Here is an 18,428-nt window from a genome sequence, read left to right as displayed (position 1 = left end):
ATGTCTCCACGGACAGGTGCCCGGCGCCGCCGTCTCGGCTCCATACGTCTCTCACTGTTCCTTCTCGCGCTGGTGCCCAGCGTCACCCTGGCCGCCATGTGGGGTGTGACGACGACGCAGATGTTCTCGGAGGGACTGCGGCTGCGCGAGCAGACCGAACTGAGCCGCTCCACCGGCGCCATGGGCACCGAGGCGACGCTCGCCCTGCAGCGGGAACGCAGCCTGTCGGCGGTCTGGCTGGCCTCGCGGCCCGCGGGTTCCCGGCCCGCGCTGGAGGCCCAGCGTGCGAAGACGGACGCGGCGGTCGCCAAACTGGTCGCCCACGCGGACGACATCCAGCGGGCGCCGGCCCGCGTCCGGGACCGGCTTTACTCGGTCGTCGCCTCCGTGAGCAGCCTCGAGTACTACCGTGGTCAGGTGGACGCCCCGGTCGACATCACCTCCGCGCAGGCACTGGACCAGTACACCTCGATCATCGACGACCAGATCCACGCCTTCCAGGAGCTGTCCCAGGTCGACGACGGCGACCTCACCTCGCAGGCCGGACCGCTCGTCGCCCTCGAGCACGCGGCCGAGCTGGTCTCCGAGGAGGACCTGAAGCTGACGCTGGCCGGGCCCTCGCGCCGGATGGACGACAAGGCGTGGGCCGAGTTCGCGCAGTTGGTGAACAGCCGCCGCTGGCTGGTGCAGGACCAGATCGTCCCCTCGCTGACCGGCGCCGCGAAGGCGCAGACCGAGGAGATCCTGACGAGTTACCAGTGGCAGACCCTGGAAACCGTCGAGAACAAGGTGCTCGCGGCCCGGGCGAAGCAGGGTGAGAACGGCGAGATCGCGCTGCCGGACGTGCAGAAGGAGTGGCGCGCCGCCCTCATCGACGTCTCCGACGCGTACGAGAGGCTGATCCGGCAGCAGACCGCGCAGCTGCTGCAGCGCAGCGCGGACGAAGCGCGCGGACTGCTCCTCACGGCCGCCTCGCTGAGCGCCGGCGGCCTCGTGGCCCTGTTGCTGTGCGTCGGCATGTCGTGGCGGATCACCCGCTCGCTGTCCCGGCGGCTGCGCGGACTGCGGATGGCCACGCTGAGCCTGGCGCACGAGCGGCTGCCGGACGTGGTGGCACGGCTGGACCGCGGGGAGACCGTCGACGTGGACGCGGAGACCCCGCCACTGGACTACGGCGGTGACGAACTCGGCCAGGTGGCCAAGGCGTTCAACACGGCCCAGCGCACCGCCGTGCTCACCGCGGTGGAACTCGCTGACACCCGGCGCGGCTTCGAGAAGGTCATCCTCGGCATAGCCCGGCAGAGCCAGAACCTGGTCAACCTCCAGCTCAGCAAGCTCGACGCGCTGGAACGCCGGCACCAGGACCCGGACGTCCTCGCCGGTCTGTACGAACTGGACTCCACGGCAAGCCAGTTGCGCCGCTACGAGGAGAACCTCGTCATCATCAGCGGCGGCCGGCCCGGGCGCAGCTGGTCGGAGCCGGTGGCGCTGACCGACATCCTGCGCAGCGCCGTCGGGGAGGTCGCCGAGTACCGGCGGGTGGAGGTGCACACGGAGGAGGAGGTGTGCATCGCGCCGCCCGCCGTGGCGGACGTGATCCATCTGCTCGCCGAACTCATCGACAACGCGACCTCCTACTCGCCGGCGCCCGGCCCGGTCGGGGTGCGGGCCACGCTGGTCGCCAGGGGGCTCGCGATCGAGGTCGAGGACCGCGGCCTCGGTATGTCCGAGGAGGACTACGCCTCGTTCAACGCGCAGCTGGCGGTCCCTCCCCAGTTCGACGTGGTGGCGCTCGCCGACGACCTGCGACTGGGCATGTTCGTGATCGCCCGGCTGGCGACCCGGCACGGCATCGGCGTGACCCTGCGCTCCTCGCCGTACGGCGGCACCACCGCGATCGTGCTGCTGCCGCACGAGGTGGTGGTCCCTGAGTCCCCGGACGCCGAGCACCCGGCTGTCGGGATCTCCCGCTCGGCGACGCCCGCCGGACCCGTGGCGGAGGCGGCGGCCGAAGCGGAGACGGAGGCCGGCGCCGGCCGGGGAGCGGCCGCCGTCCCGCCCCCGGCGCAGGGCGTGCCGGACCCGCCGCGGGAGGGGCACGACGACGCGCGGGAAGCCGTCGGCGAGGAGCCGGCGCGGTCCCCTCACGCGGTGGGCGAGTCCCTCCTCGGGGCGCGGAGCATGCCCGGCCGGGAGAACGGGCACAGCCGTCCCCGGCCCGACGAGGACGCGTCCCCCGCCCCCGTTCCCGGCCGGGACCGCGGCCGGGCCCCGGAGCGGGAGCGGGACGGCCACGGCCCGGGCCGGGACCGCAACGCCCCGGCCTCGGCCCGGGCCCGGGACGGAGGCCGGGACGACGGCCGGCCCGAAGGCGGGGCCCCGCCTCCCCTCCCGGTCCGCGACACCTCCGCCACGGCGCACGAGCCGTCCGCCCGCGCGGTCGGCGTACCCGCGGGGACCGGCTCCCGCCCCGGCGGCCTCACCCCGCTGCCACGCCGGGTCCCGCAGACCAGCCTCGCCGACGAGCTCCGCGAGGACGCGTCGTCCGCCGACACCGTCGAGGACGACCGGGTCCTGGACGACTTCACCGCCGAGCGCGCCGCGTCGTCCCTCGCCGGATTCCAGCGCGGCACGCTGCGGGCACACGCCGACGCCGAAGAGCCGCCGTCCGACCCGCAGGAGACGACCGCCGAGGAGGCCCCCGGCCCGCCGGTCACCGCCGCGGGCGCCGCCAAGACCCCGACCCCGCCCGCCGACCGCTCATGAAGGACACCGCCATGACACCCTCCCTCCCCGGCACGAACACCCAGCTCGACCAGTTGCTCACCGGTCTCGTGGACCGCGTCGCCGACGTCAACCAGGCCGTGGTCCTCTCCGAGGACGGACTGGTGGTCAGCAAGTCCACCGGTTTCCTGCGCGAGGACGCCGAGCGGCTGGCGGCGACGGCGTCCGGGCTGATGAGTCTCAGCAAGGGCGTCAGCATGGACTTCCGGGGCGGCCCGGTGCGCCAGGCCCTCATCGAGATGGCGCACACCTATCTGATCCTGACCTCGGCCGGTCCGGGCGCCCATCTCGTCGTGCTGGCCGGCAAGAACGCGGACGTCGGTGTGGTGGCGTACCAGATGAACATGCTGGTGAAGAAGATCGGCGAGCACCTCAGCGCGGCGCCGCGGGCCCACGTCGGTCCCGCCGTGCGCACCCACGGCGGGTGAGGTGAGCGGAGGCGACGAAGCGGGCCGGCTGGTCAGACCGTTCGCCCTGACCGGTGGACGGACCCGGCCCAGCCGCGCCGACTTCACGCTCATCACGACGGTGACGGCGGTGCACCCGCCGCCCTCCCGGGTGGCGCGGCCGCAGCCGGAGTACGCCCGGATCCTGCGGCTGTGCGCCCGGCCCGTCGCGGTGGCGGAGCTCGCGGCCCATCTCGACCTGCCGGTGAGCGTGGTCGTCATCATGCTCTGCGACCTGCTGGAGGCCGGCCTGATCACGGCCCGGCCGCCGCGCTCGGTCACCGGTTCCGCGGACCTGGACCTGCTGCAGAAAGTGAGGGACGGCCTTGGCCGGATCTGACAGCGCCGCTCCCGCCACCGGGCCGGCGGCGGCGCCCGACACCGTGAAGATCCTCGTCGCCGGCGGCTTCGGCGTCGGCAAGACCACCATGGTCGGGGCGGTCAGTGAGATCGTGCCGCTGCGCACGGAGGAGCCGCTCACGGTCGCCGGCCTGGACGTCGACGATCTGAAGGGCATCGAGGCCAAGCGGTCCACCACCGTGGCCCTCGACTTCGGGCGCATCACCATCGGCGACGACCTGGTGCTGTACCTCTTCGGCACGCCGGGCCAGCAACGGTTCTGGTTCATGTGGAACGACCTGGCGATCGGTGCGCTCGGGGCGGTGGTCCTCATCGACGTGCGCCGGCCCGAGTGCAGTTTCGCCGCCGTCGACTTCTTCGAACGCCGGGGCATCCCGTTCGTCATCGCGGTGAACGGTTTCCATGGGCTGCACCCCTACCCCACCGAGGACATCAGGGAGTCGCTGGCGCTGCCGGCGCACGTTCCGGTGCTGCTCTGCGACGCACGCGAGCGGGAGTCGTGCCGGGAGGTGCTGATCGCGCTGATCGACCACCTGATCGACGATGTCACCGCCGGGACCCGGCGGGGTTGAGGCCTCCCGGCCACGGCAGCGCCCCCGACGGGCTCACCGCCCTCGACGCCCGTCGGCGCCCCTCGACACGCATCGACACCCCTCGGCTCAGTGGGCTCACCGCGCTCAGTGGGCTCCGGCCTCGCGCAGTACGGCGATCGTCCGCGGGTGGGGCCCCGCGGCCGCCCACTCGAGGGGCGTCATGCCCGTGCCGTGGTCCTCGCGGAGGTCGGGGTCGGCGCCATGGGCAAGGAGGACGCGGACGGTCTCGACGTGGCCCCAACAGGCCGCCGCACACAGGGGAGTTCCCTCGGCCCCGAGGCCGGCGCTCTCGGCGTCGGGCGGCGCTCCGGCCTCGAGGAGTCTGCGCGCCGTGCCGGCTTCACCCTGAACGCAGGCCGCGTACAACGGAGTCGTCCCCTCGGCATCGGCCGCCGCCGGGTCGGCGCCGGTTCCGAGCAACCGGTCGACGCCCTTCCCGTCCCCGAACCTCGCCGCGCCGACCAGACGCTCCGCCAGCTTCTTCCGCCGTCTCCTGTTCACGGGTGCCGACCCTAGTCCGGGGCGGTGCGGTCGTCGCCGGCATTTCTCATGAGCGTCACACAGGAAAGCGGCGGAAAACCGCCAAGCGTGTCCCAGTGATTGACGTGCGCCCCTTGCGCCCCTACCTTCTGACCGACTTGCCGAACCTGGTTCGAAATATCGAACCGGCTGGTTGTATTCGGGCACCTCGCTGCATCCCCCTGGAGCGCACATGACCCCCAACCCGTCCCGCCGCCTCTTCCTCGGCGCGGCCGCCTCCGTCCCCCTGGCCCTCACTCTCGGCGTCCCGTCCGCCCGCGCGGCCGACTCCGCGTACGTGATGGCCTATTTCACCGAGTCGACGAATCTCGGCGACGGCACCGACTACGGCCTGCATCTGGCCGTGAGCACGGACGGGCTGCGCTGGATGCCGCTGAACCAGAACAACCCCGTGGTCACCCCCACCGAGGGCGCGCTCGGCCTGCGCGACCCGTTCATCCTGCGCAAGCAGGACGGCACCTTCGTCGTGCTCGCCACCGACCTCAAGGGGACGGACTGGAACTACGTCAGCCAGTACGTCCACGTCTGGAACTCCACCGACCTGCGCACCTTCACCGGATACCACCGGCTGAAGCTGCACGACATGAACACCCACAGCTGGGCGCCCGAGGCCTTCTGGGACGCGGGCCGCGGCCAGTACGCGCTGATCTACTCCGCCGTCAACAGCAGCGGCCACAACGTCATCATGGTCAACTACACGACCGACTTCGTCACCGTCTCGGCCCCCCAGGTCTTCTTCGACCCCGGCTACGACGTGATCGACGGCGACATGGCCGTCGGCGTGAACGGCGTCAACTACCTCTACTTCAAGAAGAACGGCACCCTGCTCGGCGCCAGGTCCACCTCGCTGAACCCCGGCAGCTTCACGCCCTTCAGCACCGCCGTCTCCCACGGCGGCACGGAGGCCCCGACGCTGGTCAAGTCCCTGACGTCCGGCACCTGGTACCTGTGGGGCGACACCTACACCCCCAACGGCGTCTTCTACGCCTGGCAGTCCACCGACCTGTCGGCCGGCACCTGGACCGCGCTGGACCAGAAGGCCTACACCCAGCCGGTCAACTCCAAGCACTGCGGCATCACGACGATCACGTCGACCCAGTACGACAACCTCGTGGCCAAGTGGGGCGCCCCGGCCTGGAACCGCCTGAAGTCCTACAACTTCCCCGCCCGTTACGTGCGCCACTCCAACTACGCCGGCCGGATCGACGAGTACCCCGTCGAGCCGTACAAGGACTCGCAGTGGACCCTGGTGCCGGGCCTCGCGGACAGCTCCGGAGTCTCCTTCCGTTCCGTGAACTTCCCGACCCGCTACCTGCGGCACTACAACTACGCGCTCCAACTCGACGTGAACGACGGCACGTCGACGTTCGCCGGGGACGCGACGTTCTACCGGACGGCGGGACTGGCGGACGCCGGCTGGTCGTCGTTCCGCTCGTACAACAACCCCACCCGGTACATCCGGCACGCGAACTACGTCCTGCGCATCGATCCCATATCGACGGCGACGGAGAAGCAGGACGCGACGTTCTACGTGGGGTACTGAGGCGGCCGCTGCGGCGACGGCCTCACAACCGCGCGAGGAGCGGCAGCAGTTCGACGGCCGCCGTCACGTCGTCGGTCAAAGGGCGGTCGTCCGTGCCCGCGGGCAGGGCGGCCGCCGCCACGGCGAAGGCGGCGACCGGCGGCGACCCCGGCAGCATCCGCAACGCCCGTACCGACGCCACGAGTTCACAGGCGACGACGACGGCATAGGCGTGCGCCGCGCGCAGGGCCTGGCGGGCGGCCTGACCGGCGAAGCTGGCGGCCTCCTCCAGGCCCCGCGACAGGACGGCGTGCCCCGCCGAGGCGGGCATCGCACAGGAACGCAGCTCCGCGAGCGCCGAGTTGGCGGTGTACTCGAGGATCATCGCACCCGAGCTGCTCGCGGGCCCGCCGCCGAGGAAGGCGGGCAGTCCGGTCAACCCGGGGTCGCCGAGCGCGGTCAGGCGGGCTGCGGAGAGCTGTGCGGTCTGCAACAGAGCGAGTCCGGCCGCGTCCAGAGCGAGGCCCAGCGGGGCGGCGAAGAACCCGCCGTGGTGGTAGGCCGCCGCGCCGTCGGGATCCATGAGGGGATTCTCCGACGGGCAGTTGATCTCCACCTCGACGACCTCGCGCAGTCGTTCGCAGGCGTCCAGGGCGCAGCCGTGCACCTGGGGGAAGGCACGGAAGCCGAAGGGGTCCTGGACCCGGCTGCCCGGGTGGGGCGGCGGACGGCCGGGCAGTCCGAGCAGCCGCCGTATCTCGCCTGCCGCGTGGGCGGCACCGGGATAGGGCCGCAGCGCGTGCACCGGCGCCGCGTACGCCTCCGGCGACCCGGACACCGCGACGAGCGAGAGCGCGGCGACGGCGTGCGTGGCCCGCAACAGCATCCCGACCTCACCCTGCGCCAGCGCCGCCTGCGCCAACGCCAGGGCGTTGCTGCTGAGCAGCGCGAGAGCGTCCCCGGCCTGCAGGACGACGGGCACCGGGAAGCGGCCGGGAAGCGGCGCGAGGGGAAGGCCCGGCGCGGAGGCGACGGGAGTGCGATCGGGCAGGGCGGCAGGTTCCGACGGCGGGGCGGGCAACGCGACGGGGACGATGGCGAGCTGAGCACCGTCGACGGGCCCGGCACCGGGCCCGACACGGGAGCGGGGCCCGGCGGGGACGGCAGTCCGGGCGGGTGCGCCGGCAGCGGTAGCGGTAGGTGCGCCGGTAGTGGCGGGAACGGCAGTTCCGGCGGATGCGCCGGTCCCGGTCGATCCGCCGGTAGGGGTGGAGGCGTCCACGGCGACAGACGTACGGCCGGCCGGCTCCGCGGTCGCCCCCGCGTCCCCGGCGCCGGCGGCAGCCGCACCCCGGTCCGCTTCGCCCGAAGCGATCGCCACGACAGGCGCGGCGGACTCCGCGAGCGCGGCAGGCAGCGCGGACCCCTCAGGCGGTTCAGGCACCGCGGGCCGATCGGTCGTGCCGGCCGGCCCCTCGCCGGCCCACGGCCGTTCTCCGAGGAGGGTGAGCCCCGTCTGGGCCAGCGCCGTCAGGTCTCCGGTGCCGACACCGCCGTATTCACTGACGGCCGGGTGGACGCGGAGCCGCAGGGCCTCGGTGAGGGCGTCGACGAAGGCCGGTTGGATGCCGGAGCCGCCGGCGAGGAGTTGGTTGGCGCGGATCGCGAGCATCGCCCGGACCTGACGGCCGGGCAGCAGGTCGCCCGCCCCGCCGGCGTGGCTGCGCAGCAGGCGCAGTCCGTGCGCGACCTCGTCGTCCTCGTCGACCGTCACGGAGCGCTGCGCGCCCACGCCGGTGCCGCGGCCGTACAGCCGCCCGGAGGCGGCGAGCCGCCGGGCCGTCCGCCAGGAGCGTACGGCCCGCTCACGGGCCTCGGGGGCCACCACGGGCACGGCCGCACCGTCGGCGAGCGCGATCAGCTCTGCGACGGTGAGGGCGTTTCCGTTCAGGACGACCCGGGCGCCCTCGTGGTGCGGGGCGACCCGGGCCGTTCCGTCTGCCGGCGTGTCCAACGGTTCGGTGCGTCGGGGGTTCGGACGGGCGGGGCCGGGCTCAGTCCAGGCCCGCGGACTTCAGCCAGGCCTTGGCGACGTCCAGCGGGTCCTTGCTCTCCAGCTGCACCTGGGAGTCCAGGTCCAGCAGCGCCTTCGTGTCGAGCTTGGCGGAGACGGCGTTGAGCGCGTCGATGCCCTCCTGGGAGAGGCCGCTCTTGTAGACGAGAGGCGTCACGTTCGCGAATCCGAAGAGGTTCTTCGGGTCCTGAAGGACGACGAACTTCTCCTTGGTGATGGTCGGGTCCGCGGTGAAGATGTCCGCGGCCTGCACGGTGTTCTTCTTCAGCGCCGCCTGGGTCAGCGGACCGCCCGCGTCGAGCGCCTTGAAGTTCTTGAACTTCAGCCCGTACACCGACTCGAGACCGACCATGCCCTGCTGCCTGGTCTGGAACTCGGGCGAACCGCCGAGAACCAGGTCGGGGGCGGCGTCCTTGAGGTCGGCGAGCGTGGACGCCGAGGTGAGGTTGTACTTCTTCGCGGTCTCCGCGTTGATCGTGACGGAGTCCTTGTTCTCGGCGGGCGACGACTCCAGCAGCGTCAGCTTGGAGTCGAGCTTCGTCTTCACCGCGGCGTTCACGGTCGCGAGCGAGGTCTGGGCGGCGTCCTTGTCCAGGTACGCCAGCAGGGAGCCGTTGTACTCGGGCAGGACGGTGATGGAACCGTTCTTCAGCAGCCCGTACGTGGTCTCGCGGCTGCCGATGTTGGGCTTGTACGCCACCTTGACGCCCTTGGCCTTCAGGGCCTCGCCGTAGATGTCGGCGAGCAGGATGCTCTCGGCGAAGTTGTTGGAGCCGACGACCACCGTGCCGCCTGCCGCCTTGTCGCCGGCGAGCGGGTCGTCGGTGTCACCGGACGAGGAGCCACATCCCGCCAGCAGGACCGTCATCGCGGCCAGGGCGACGGCGGCCGCGCCGGGGTGGTTCCTCAGGGACCTGCTGCTGTGGGCGTTGGAAGTCACGGTTCCCGTTCCGAGCTGGGGGGTTGATGAGAACTCACATACTTGTCTTCTGATCCAATCCACCCGCTTCTCGATCGGTCAAGAGCAGCCGGGTCACCGATCGGCGTCGATCCGCGATCACCGCCGCGCGAACCGAACGTTCTCCCGCGCCCCCTCGAAGATCTCCCTTCGTGATGGATTCTTGACGCGGGGCGCCGTGCTCGCCCGTTCGAATGGGCGATAGTGTCGCCGTAGTTGACGTTCGCCACAGCAGTCGGCGTCAGCCACAGCGGTATACGGGGGCCGCTCACGTGTTCACAGCCAGACGGACACATGCGCGCACAGCACAGACGGACCAGCGCGCATGCCCCCGTTGCACGCCTGCAACGCCCTCTTGAAGGAGGCCCGGTGTCCACGAAAGAGGTGGACGCGCCCGCCGGCTCGACGTCCTCGGCATCGCCGTCCGCGCCCCGTGGCCTGCGGGCTTTCGCCGACCGATGGCCCTTCCGGCGCAAGCTGAACGTGCTCGTCGGCATCCCGCTGGCGGTGATCGCCCTGCTGCTGACGTACCTCGTCGTCGACCTGGTGCAGGAGTCCGACCGCGCGGAGAACGCCGCCCGACTGGTCCGCGACAGCACGCAGGTCGCCCAGCTCGTCGCCCGGCTGCAGGCCGAGCACCAGCAGGCGATCCTGCTCTCCGTGCGGTTCGAGGCGGCCACCGGCGTCGACGCCCCCTCCGCCGAGAACTACCGGCAGACCCAGGCCGCCGTCGACGAGCAGGTGCGGAAGGTCGTCGACGCCTTCGGCGACCGGCTGCCGGACACCGAGGCCCAGGCCCTGAGGGAGGTCCAGGGGCTGGCCGGGCTGCGGCAGACCATCGCGCAGGGCTATCTGCCCGCCGACAACATCGACCCCGCGTACTCGGGCGCCGCCGACGGCCTCATCGAGGGCCTCGGCCTGGAGCACGACTCCGCGCTCGCCTCCACCTTCACCGGCAACCTCCTCGACTCGCTGCTGCGCGCGGACGCCGCCCACGGCGCCTACGAGACCGGCGTGTTCTCCGCGGGGACCGGTGACAGCAACGCGCTCATCGAGTTCACCGGCGCGGTCGGCTCCTACGAGCTGTTCACCTACCAGGCCGCGCGGTTCGAGCGGTTCGCGAGCCCCGCGCAGTCCGACGAGTTCAGCGGCATCGAGCACAACACCTCGCAGGCCTCGATCAGCCGGCATTACGCCGATCTGGCGGTGGACCCCAGCGCGTTGCAGGCCGAGTCCAAGGCCGACATCCGGACGGCGCTGCGGGCGGCCCTCGCCCGCTACCCCGACTACAGCGCGCAGGCCGGGTCCCGGCTCGCCATCACGGCGTCGCTCATCGACCAGATCGCCGACCGGGCCGACGCCGCGGCCTCCAGCGCCCGGTGGCGCGCGGTCCTGCTGCTGAGCCTGGCACTGTTCTGCTTCGCCCTGTGGATCACCCTCTCCGTCCTGGTCCGCCGCTCCGTGGTCCGTCCGGTGCTGGCGCTGACCGGGGCCGCGCAGGAGGTCGCCGACGTCGCGGGCCGCGAACTCGCCCGTGTCGCCGACGACGACGCCGAGGAGGCCGGCTCCCCGCGGCTGCGCGAACTGCCGGTCACCGCCGACGACGAGATCGGTGAGCTCGCCGAGGCCTTCAACAACGTCCAGACCACCGCGGCCGCACTGCTGGAACGCCAGGTGCTGAGCCGGCGCAACGTCGCCGAGATGTTCGGCAACGTCGGCCGCCGCGTCAGCAACCTGACCACCCGGCAACTCGCGCTGATCGACGCGGTGGAGCGCGGGGAGACCGACCCCGCACTGCTCGAGCGCCTCTACTCCATCGACCACATCGCCGTCCGGCTGCGCCGCAACGCCGACAGTCTGATGCTGCTCGCCGGCATCCGCGAGACCGTCCTGGACGCCGGCCCCACCGCGCTCACCAACGTCGTACGCGCCGCGCTGGGTCAGATCGAGGGCTTCCAGCGGGTCCGGCTGCGCGCCGCGACCGAGGCCGTCGTGGAGCCCGACATCATCGGCGACCTGACGCTGATGATCGCCGAACTCCTGGAGAACGCCGTGTCGTTCTCACCCGAGGACAGCCCCGTCGAGGTGGTGGTCGGCTCCGACGACGACGGCGCGTCGGTCACCGTCTCCGACCACGGCCTGGGCATGAGCGCGGAGCGCCTCGCCGAGGAGAACGCGCGTCTGGTGCGCCGCGAGCGCCTCGACCTCGTGCCGACGAAGGTGCTCGGCCTGTTCGTGGTCGGCGCCCTCGCCCGCCGCTGGGACGTCGACGTCACCCTCACCCGCACCCCGGGCGGCGGTGTGACGGCCGAGGTGATGATCCCGTCGGCACTGCTGGTGACGATGAGCGAGGCCGGCCGGGGGGTCGGGTCCGTCTCCCCGGGTTCGTCGGCGCCCCCCGCCTCCGCCGGACGGACCGCCACTCCGTCGGCTCCCGCGGCGGGCCCGTCCCCGTCCGCCTCCGTCCCGTCCTGGGCTGCGCGCGAGGACGACCCGACCGTGCTTCCCCGCCGGATCCCCCGGCGCGAGGCCGCCCCGGCGACACAGCCGGACGACTCCCGCGGCGCCCCGCCGGGCCGCGAACCCGGGTCCCTGCCCGCCCCGGCCGGCAGCCCCGCCGGCGTCACCGCCGGGGACCGCACGACCCGCCCCGACTCCGCCGCCACGCCGGGCACGGGGTACGAGCCGGGAGGAGCCGCCGGCGGCGCGTCTGCCGCGGTGCGCTCCCGCACGCCCGAGGCCGAGCCGCCCACCCGCGTCGGCGCGCCGGGCATCCCCACGCCCCGCACCGCCGAGCGCACACCGCGCACCCGCGCCGAGGCGGAGCCGCAGGCACCCGCGCCGTCGGCGGAACGCCCGGCCCCCGGCACCACGGAAACCACTCCGGCGGCCCGCGCGCCCGAGCCGAGTTCGGCTTCGCCATCGACCTCGACCTCGACCGCTTCGACATCGGCATCGGCATCGTCCCCGCTGCCTGCCCGTCGGGCCGCCGCCTCGTCGTCGTTCGGCCCCACCGAAGGCGCCGGGGGCTCCGAAAGCGCGCCGCCCGAAGGGCTGCCGCCCGGTGCGCCGCGAGGCGCCGGCGCACCCGCGTCCGCCTCGGCCGGCGAGGCCGACGCCGCCCGGCCCCTGCGGCGTCGTGTGCGCGGCGCCACGCTGCGCACGGACGTCGACACCACCGCGCAGCAGACGGCGCGGCAGGCCGCCCGCCCCGCCGACGCGGACGCCGTACGCAGTGCGCTGGAGGAGTTCGAGGCCGCCGTGGCCCGCGCCCACCGCGACACCGGCGAACACCCGCGCCCCGCCGACCCGGCCGCGCACCGCACCGCGCGCGGGGACGACGGCCGCAGCGACCACGGACGCGACCACCGTCCCGACGGTGACCCCGACCGGACCGACCTGACCGACCGGACCGACCGGACAGCGACGTCCGACTCGTCGGGCCGGGACCGCACGCACCACCAGAACCACCTTCCGGAAGGAGCCGAGCAGTGAGCACGTCGACAGGTGAGACTCCCGCCGGAGACGCCACGCCGACCGATCTGCGGGCCGCCGCAGCCGACTTCACCTGGCTGCTCAACCGTTTCGCCACCGAGACCGCAGGAGTCGTGGACGCCATCGCGGTGTCCTCCGACGGACTGCTGATCGCCGTGTCGGAACTGCGCGAGCACGCCGACTCCGAGCGGCTGGCCGCGATCGTGTCGGGCATCACCAGCCTGGCCGCGGGCGCCTCCGGAAACTACGGCCTGGGCGGCCTGAACAAGGTCATCATCGATCTGGAGGGCGGTCACGTGCTGGTCTCCGCGATCGGCAGCGGCGCCGTGCTCGGCGTGGTCACCGACAAGGAGGCCAAGCTGGGCAACATCGCCTATGAGATGACGGTGTTCGCCAACCGCGCCGGCAGCGCGCTCAGCCCCCAGCTCGTCCTGGAACTGAAGAACAGCGTCGGCGCCACACGTACGCGCTGACCGCGCGCCACCGCAGAGAAAGCGAACACCGATGGCGGACGGCCGCACCCCGCGCGGGGCCGGCGAGGACGGCGTCGCCCCCGTCGGGCCCGCGCCCGCCGTCCGGCCGTTCCTCGTCACCGCCGGACGGGTCGCGGGCGGCCCGGGCGAGGCGTCGTCCGGCCGGACGATGCCCGTGGAGACCCAACTGGTCGCCACGGCCGACGGGCTCGGCGCGCTGCACCGGCTCTCCTTCGAGCAGCACGACATCGTCGCCGCCTGCCGCGTGCCGCAGTCCATCGCGGAGATCGCGGCGCGGCTGCGGCTGCATCTGAACGTGGTGCGGGTCCTCGCCGAGGACCTGCGGGCGGCGGGACAGCTGTCGGTGCACGTGCCCGACTCCGGCGCCACCCACGACGCGTCCGTACTGCGCAGGGTTATCGATGGCCTGCGGGCCATCCCCGACTCCCGGGGGGTACTCCGTGACACCGACTGAACCGCTGGTCCGCACCTCGGCCGGGCAGGCCGCCGTACGGCCGCCGCTGCCGGTGAAACTGGTGATCGCGGGCGGCTTCGGCGTGGGCAAGACCACCGCCGTCGGCTCGATCTCCGAGATCGAGCCGCTGACCACCGAGGCGGCCATCACCGAGGTCGCGGCGGGCGTGGACGACCTCAGCCACACCCCGCGCAAGACCACCACGACGGTGGCGATGGACTTCGGCTGCATCACCATCGACCCGACGCTCAAGCTGTACCTGTTCGGCACGCCCGGGCAGGAGCGGTTCGGGTTCATGTGGGACGACATCGTGGAGGGCGCGGTCGGCGGGCTCGTCATCGTCGACACCCGCCGCCTCGACGACTGTTACGCCGCGGTCGACTACTTCGAGCACAAGCGGATCCCGTTCGCCGTTGCCGTGAACGCCTTCGACGGCCAGGTGGCGCACACGCTGGACGAGGTCCGCTGGGCCCTCGACGTGTCGGACGGCGTGCCGCTGCTCGTCTTCGACGCCCGTGAGCGCGGCTCGGTCCGCGACGCCCTGCTCGTCGTCCTGGAACAGGCGCTGGCCCGCACCGAGGGCTGAGGAACACGATGCGCGGGGCCGGGTCCTGGCCAGGGCGTGTTTCAAACGTCCCGCCTGCCCGGCGGGCGGACGACGCTACGTTCGAAACACGCCCTGGTGGGCGCGCCGCACCCCCGGCGAGACCGTCGCGCGGGCGACCGCCCAGAAGATGCCCAGGGTCGCGAGCGCCATACCGGCGACCAGGGTGGCGCCGCCGACGACCTTCTCGTAGTCGTGCTGGTAGAGGCCGTCCACGATGAAGCGGCCGAGTCCGCCGAGGCCCACGTACGCGGCGATGGTGGCGGTGGACACGATCTGGATGGCCGCCGAGCGCAGCCCGCCGAGGATGAGCGGCAGCGCGACGGGCAGCTCCACCTGGAGCAGGATGCGCGGTTCGGCCATGCCGATGCCCCGCGCCGCGTCCACCGGGGACGGGTCGACGGAGCGCACCGCCTCGTAGGTGGTGACAAGGATCGGCGGGACGGCGAGGACCACCAGCGGGATCATCACCGGCATCATGCCGAAGCCGGTGGTGATGGTGATGAGCACCAGCAGACCGAAGGTGGGCAGCGCCCGGCCCGCGGTGGCGATCAGGGTGAGGGTGTTGCCGCCCTTGCCGTAGTGGCCGGTGACGAGTCCGACCGGCAGTCCGATGAGGGCGGCGAGGGCGAGCGCCTCGAGCGAGTACTGGAGGTGTTCCAGCAGCCGGGTGGGGATGCCGTCGTAGCCGTGCCAGTGGGCGCCGTCGCCGAAGAAGGCGTTGACGAAGTTCAGTACGTTCACCGGACTACTCCCCTCCAGGACGGGCGCCGCCTGCGCGGCCCGGCGGCGGCCGGCGGCGCTCGGCATCCACGGGGTCAGCAGGAGCCGTACGAGGACCAGCGCGGCGTCCACGAGAACCGCCAGGACCGCCGTGGTGAGCACGGAGTTCCAGGCCAGTTCCGGCCGGTTGTAGATCTGCGCGTCGTGCAGCAGGTTGCCGAGCGCGCCCTGGTTGCCGATCAGCATGCCGACGCTGACGAGGCTGATGCTGGACACCGTCGCGACCCGCAGACCGGCGATGATCGCGGGCACCGCGATCGGCAACTGGACCTGCAGATAGCGGCGTACGGGTCCGAAGCCCATGGCGGTCGCCGCGGCGAGGGTCTCCTGCGGCACCGAGCGCACGCCGTCGACGATCGCCGGGACGAGCACGACCAGGGAGTAGACGGTGAGCGGGATCATCACGGTGAGTTCGGTCTGCCCCGTGTAGTCGATGAGGACGACGAAGAAGGCCAGGGACGGGATGGCGTAGAGCACGGTCGTCACCCACAGCACCGGCGGGTACAGCCAGCGCAGCCGCACGCACAGCTGGGCCAGCGGGAGCGCGAGCAGCAGCCCGCCCAGCACCGGCAGCAGGGCCTCGCGCAGATGCAGCCCGATCAGGCCGAGCCAGTCGTGCTGGAGGTCGCTCGGGATGTCGAAGAAGCGGTTCACCGGACGGCCTTCGAAACGGTTTCCCCGGCCGGCTGTTCCTCCTGGCGTTCCCGTCCCTCCTGCCGGCCCGCCGCGTGGGCGCCGCGGATCGCGTCGGCGATCGCCGCCTGCGACGCGACTCCGGTGGCCCGGCCCTCCGCGTCCACGGCGACGGCCCAGCCGGTGGGCGACAGGACGGCGCAGTCGAGCGCGGCCCGCAGCGAGTCCTGTCCGGCGACGAACGGCCGCCCGTACGACAGCAGTCGGCCGGCGTCGATCTGTCCCGCGGTCAGCGCGTCCGGCTCGCTCCAGCCGAGCGGGCGGCCGTCCATGCCGGTGACGAGGAGGTAGGGGACGTCGGCCGTGGCTTTGGCGGTGATCTGCTCGGCGGTGGAGTCGACCGCGACGATGGGAGCGGTGAGCAACTCCAGCTCGGCGGAGGAGAAGAACGACAGACGGCGGATGCCCCGGTCGGCGCCGAGGAAGTCCTCGACGAACTCGTCGGCAGGCTCGGACAACAGCTCGGCGGGCGGCGCGAACTGGGCGAGCCGCCCGCCGGTGCGCAGCACGGCGACCATGGTGCCGAGCTTGACGGCCTCGTCGATGTCATGGGTGACGAAGACGATCGTCTTGCCCAACTCTTCCTGGATGCGCAGCAGTTCGTCCTGCAGGCCTTTGCGGACGACCGGGTCGACGGCGGAGAACGGCTCGTCCATCAGCAGCACCGGCGGGTCCGCGGCGAGCGCCCGCGCCACGCCGACGCGCTGCTGCTGGCCGCCGGAGAGCTGATAGGGGTAGCGCTTGGCGAACGAGGCGTCCAGCCCCACCCGTTCCATCAGCTCCCTGGCCCGCGCGCGGGCCTTGTCCTTGCTCCAGCCCAGCAGCCGGGGGACGGTGGCGATGTTGTCGACGATCGTGCGGTGCTGGAAGAGCCCGGCGTTCTGGATGACGTAACCCATCGACCGGCGCAGCGAGTTGACCGGTTGCTGACGGCTGTCGACGCCGTCGATGAGGATGGCGCCCTCGGTGGGCTCGACCATCCGGTTGATCATCCGCAGGGTGGTCGTCTTGCCGCAGCCCGACGGGCCGACGAGGACGGTGATCGAGCGGTCCGGTATGTCGAGGGAGAGCCGGTCGACCGCCACCGTGCCGTCCGGGTACCGCTTGGTGACTGAATCTATCCGTATCAAAACGCCGAATACCCTTCGGGTCTGGCCGTTTCCGCCCGCACTCGACCACATGAGTTCAGGTCATTGCGGGGAGAGTCTAGACCGCTTGTGTTTCGGACGTTTCCCAGGGCACGACAGGGCTCGGCGCCCGGCGGCCAGGTCCGGGAGAACACGTGAGAGCGCTTCCGCTGCGTCCTACCTGTGAGTCCGCTGATTCTCACCCCGCCCTCAGCAACGGCTCGGGGATCCCCCAGACGCCGCCTCCATCGTCAGGGCCATGAACGAAACGAACGCGGGAGGCGTCCGGCTCCGGCGTTACCCCGCGTTGCTCCGAGTCGAGGGATCTGAGGGACGTGAGAAACGTCAGGCCGCCGTCCCCGCGCCGGCCGTGGGGAAGCCCGGGGTACGCAGCACTCCGCCCCCGGCGACCACGGCGAAGACCTCGCAGTCCGCCTGCGAGGCCGCCCACTCCACGCCCTCGCGGCCCAGCGCGAACGCGGCGGTGGCGACGGTGTCGGCCAGGGTCAGGTCCGGGGCGACGACGGTGAGGCTGTCGAGGCCGGCCGCCGGGAGGCCGGTGCGCCCGTCGAGGATGTGGTCGCCGCGCTCGTAGCGTGCGGAGGTGGCGACCGCCGCGTCGGTGAGGCCGAGGACGGCGCACACCTTGTCCGCGACGAAGGGGTGCCGCACGCCGACCCGCCAGGGGCCGCCCGAGACGACGACGTCACCGCCGGCGTTGAGGCAGAACCGGGTCAGTCCTGCCGCGGTCAGCAGGTCCGCCGCCCGCTGCACCGACCAGCCCTTGACGACCGCGCAGGGGTCGAGGCCGCGGCCGGGCAGCCGGACGTCGAAGGCGCCGCCGGTGGCGATCCGGTACTCCTCGCACAGGCCGAGGACCTCGGCGAGGTCGTCGCTCGGCCCGTCGGCGGACAGTTCGCCCCGGTCCAGCCGGGACACCTCGCTGTCCTCCCGGTAGGGGCTGAACCGCTCGTCGACCTCCCGCAGCCATGCGAAGACGGCGTCCGCGGCGCCCTCGGGGACCGACGGGTCGGTGACGTCGTCCACCCGCAGCGAGACGGGAAACCCCATGACGTGTTCGACGCGGTGCACGTCATGCGCCCTTGGCGTCGATCGCGGCCTGCAGCGACTCCTTGTAGCCGTCGCTGGTGAGGGTCGCTCCGGAGACGGTGTCGATGTCCGCGCTCTGCGCCGTAAGCGTCTCCGCAATCAGCTTCGGCACCGCCGCCGTCGTCTGCGGATGGTTGGGCTGCTTCAGCATCTGGACGGCCGTGATCTCACTGCCGTCGTAGGTGATCCGGACCTGGACGTCGCCCTTCTCCGTGGTGACCGTCGTTCCGGTGAACGTCTGCGTCCCCGGGGAAGAGGACGACGAGGACGCGGGCGCGGGTGACTCGGCGACCGTGGACGTGGTGGTCGACGTCCCGGTGGACGGCTCGTAGCGCCAGACGGGGATGAGTCCCGCGACGGACAGGATCAGGACAGGTATGGCTCGCTTCAC

General features: G+C 72.4%; 16 protein-coding genes and 1 pseudogene. 9 read left to right on the top strand and 8 right to left on the bottom strand.

What is annotated here, in order from left to right; all coding sequences use genetic code 11:
• Genes QF032_RS30050 through QF032_RS30035 form a run of 4 tightly spaced genes read left to right on the top strand, consistent with a single transcriptional unit; the run spans position 1 to position 4,162 of the window.
• Positions 1-2,766: a sensor histidine kinase gene (locus QF032_RS30050; protein WP_307058211.1), complete on the top strand. Its 2,766-nt coding sequence runs from the start codon at positions 1-3 to the stop codon at positions 2,764-2,766.
• Between the two features lie 11 nt (positions 2,767-2,777).
• Positions 2,778-3,212, top strand: coding sequence for a roadblock/LC7 domain-containing protein (locus tag QF032_RS30045; protein ID WP_206779589.1), 435 nt, complete (start codon positions 2,778-2,780; stop codon positions 3,210-3,212).
• Position 3,213: 1 nt separating this feature from the next.
• Entirely contained in the window at positions 3,214-3,570 is a 357-nt protein-coding gene (locus QF032_RS30040; protein ID WP_307046789.1) for a DUF742 domain-containing protein, read from the top strand.
• Positions 3,557-4,162, top strand: a complete 606-nt coding sequence (locus QF032_RS30035; RefSeq protein ID WP_307046788.1) for a GTP-binding protein — start codon at positions 3,557-3,559, stop codon at positions 4,160-4,162. The genes QF032_RS30040 and QF032_RS30035 overlap by 14 nt, the downstream gene beginning before the upstream one ends.
• A 105-nt stretch (positions 4,163-4,267) precedes the next feature.
• Here the strand turns inward: QF032_RS30035 and QF032_RS30030 are convergent, their stop codons facing one another.
• Positions 4,268-4,684: an ankyrin repeat domain-containing protein gene (locus tag QF032_RS30030; RefSeq protein ID WP_307046786.1), complete on the bottom strand. Its 417-nt coding sequence runs from the start codon at positions 4,682-4,684 to the stop codon at positions 4,268-4,270.
• Positions 4,685-4,895: 211 nt separating this feature from the next.
• Here QF032_RS30030 and QF032_RS30025 point away from each other — a divergent pair, with 211 nt between their 5' ends.
• Positions 4,896-6,266: a glycoside hydrolase family 43 protein gene (locus tag QF032_RS30025; protein ID WP_307046784.1), complete on the top strand. Its 1,371-nt coding sequence runs from the start codon at positions 4,896-4,898 to the stop codon at positions 6,264-6,266.
• A gap of 22 nt (positions 6,267-6,288) precedes the next feature.
• Here QF032_RS30025 and QF032_RS30020 read toward each other — a convergent pair whose 3' ends face one another.
• Positions 6,289-8,259, bottom strand: coding sequence for an aromatic amino acid lyase (locus tag QF032_RS30020; RefSeq protein ID WP_307058209.1), 1,971 nt, complete (start codon positions 8,257-8,259; stop codon positions 6,289-6,291).
• Between the two features lie 40 nt (positions 8,260-8,299).
• Positions 8,300-9,259: an ABC transporter substrate-binding protein gene (locus QF032_RS30015; protein ID WP_307058207.1), complete on the bottom strand. Its 960-nt coding sequence runs from the start codon at positions 9,257-9,259 to the stop codon at positions 8,300-8,302.
• A gap of 387 nt (positions 9,260-9,646) precedes the next feature.
• Here QF032_RS30015 and QF032_RS30010 point away from each other — a divergent pair, with 387 nt between their 5' ends.
• The 4 genes from QF032_RS30010 to QF032_RS29995 are packed head-to-tail and all read left to right on the top strand — an operon-like array spanning position 9,647 to position 14,306.
• Complete coding sequence (locus tag QF032_RS30010) at positions 9,647-12,772, top strand: ATP-binding protein (protein ID WP_307058205.1); 3,126 nt, start codon at positions 9,647-9,649, stop codon at positions 12,770-12,772.
• The gene (locus tag QF032_RS30005) at positions 12,769-13,245 is read left to right on the top strand and encodes a roadblock/LC7 domain-containing protein (protein ID WP_306948549.1); all 477 of its coding nucleotides are present in this window, start codon (positions 12,769-12,771) and stop codon (positions 13,243-13,245) included. The genes QF032_RS30010 and QF032_RS30005 overlap by 4 nt, the downstream gene beginning before the upstream one ends.
• Before the next feature lie 31 nt (positions 13,246-13,276).
• Positions 13,277-13,720, top strand: coding sequence for a DUF742 domain-containing protein (locus QF032_RS30000; protein ID WP_306948551.1), 444 nt, complete (start codon positions 13,277-13,279; stop codon positions 13,718-13,720).
• Complete coding sequence (locus QF032_RS29995; RefSeq protein WP_306948553.1) at positions 13,707-14,306, top strand: GTP-binding protein; 600 nt, start codon at positions 13,707-13,709, stop codon at positions 14,304-14,306. The genes QF032_RS30000 and QF032_RS29995 overlap by 14 nt, the downstream gene beginning before the upstream one ends.
• Positions 14,307-14,381: 75 nt before the next feature.
• On the opposite strand, the gene QF032_RS29990 is transcribed toward QF032_RS29995, so the two are convergent.
• The 5 genes and pseudogenes from QF032_RS29990 to QF032_RS29970 form a co-directional block, all read right to left on the bottom strand.
• Positions 14,382-15,068 (bottom strand): ABC transporter permease, encoded by a 687-nt coding sequence (locus tag QF032_RS29990; protein WP_307060420.1) that lies wholly within the window; start codon positions 15,066-15,068, stop codon positions 14,382-14,384.
• A 21-nt stretch (positions 15,069-15,089) separates the two neighbouring features.
• Positions 15,090-15,761, bottom strand: a pseudogene (locus tag QF032_RS29985) (ABC transporter permease); the annotation flags it as partial.
• Entirely contained in the window at positions 15,758-16,930 is a 1,173-nt protein-coding gene (locus QF032_RS29980; RefSeq protein ID WP_307058202.1) for an ABC transporter ATP-binding protein, read from the bottom strand. The pseudogene QF032_RS29985 and the gene QF032_RS29980, both read right to left, overlap by 4 nt.
• A 342-nt stretch (positions 16,931-17,272) precedes the next feature.
• The gene (locus QF032_RS29975) at positions 17,273-18,019 is read right to left on the bottom strand and encodes an FAD:protein FMN transferase (protein WP_307058199.1); all 747 of its coding nucleotides are present in this window, start codon (positions 18,017-18,019) and stop codon (positions 17,273-17,275) included.
• A 1-nt stretch (position 18,020) separates the two neighbouring features.
• Positions 18,021-18,428, bottom strand: coding sequence for an FMN-binding protein (locus tag QF032_RS29970; protein WP_307046769.1), 408 nt, complete (start codon positions 18,426-18,428; stop codon positions 18,021-18,023).

It is taken from the genome of Streptomyces achromogenes (genome assembly GCF_030816715.1).
Lineage (GTDB): Bacteria > Actinomycetota > Actinomycetes > Streptomycetales > Streptomycetaceae > Streptomyces > Streptomyces achromogenes_A.
This window is presented reverse-complemented; position numbering and strand designations above follow the sequence as displayed.

Bases quoted from the DNA above. Each gene is read 5' to 3' on its own strand.
- QF032_RS30050 (WP_307058211.1), top strand. From the start codon at position 1: ATGTCTCCACGGACAGGTGCCCGGCGCCGCCGTCTCGGCTCCATACGT.
- QF032_RS30025 (WP_307046784.1), top strand. From the start codon at position 4,896: ATGACCCCCAACCCGTCCCGCCGCCTCTTCCTCGGCGCGGCCGCCTCC.
- QF032_RS30045 (WP_206779589.1), top strand. From the start codon at position 2,778: ATGACACCCTCCCTCCCCGGCACGAACACCCAGCTCGACCAGTTGCTC.
- QF032_RS30000 (WP_306948551.1), top strand. From the start codon at position 13,277: ATGGCGGACGGCCGCACCCCGCGCGGGGCCGGCGAGGACGGCGTCGCC.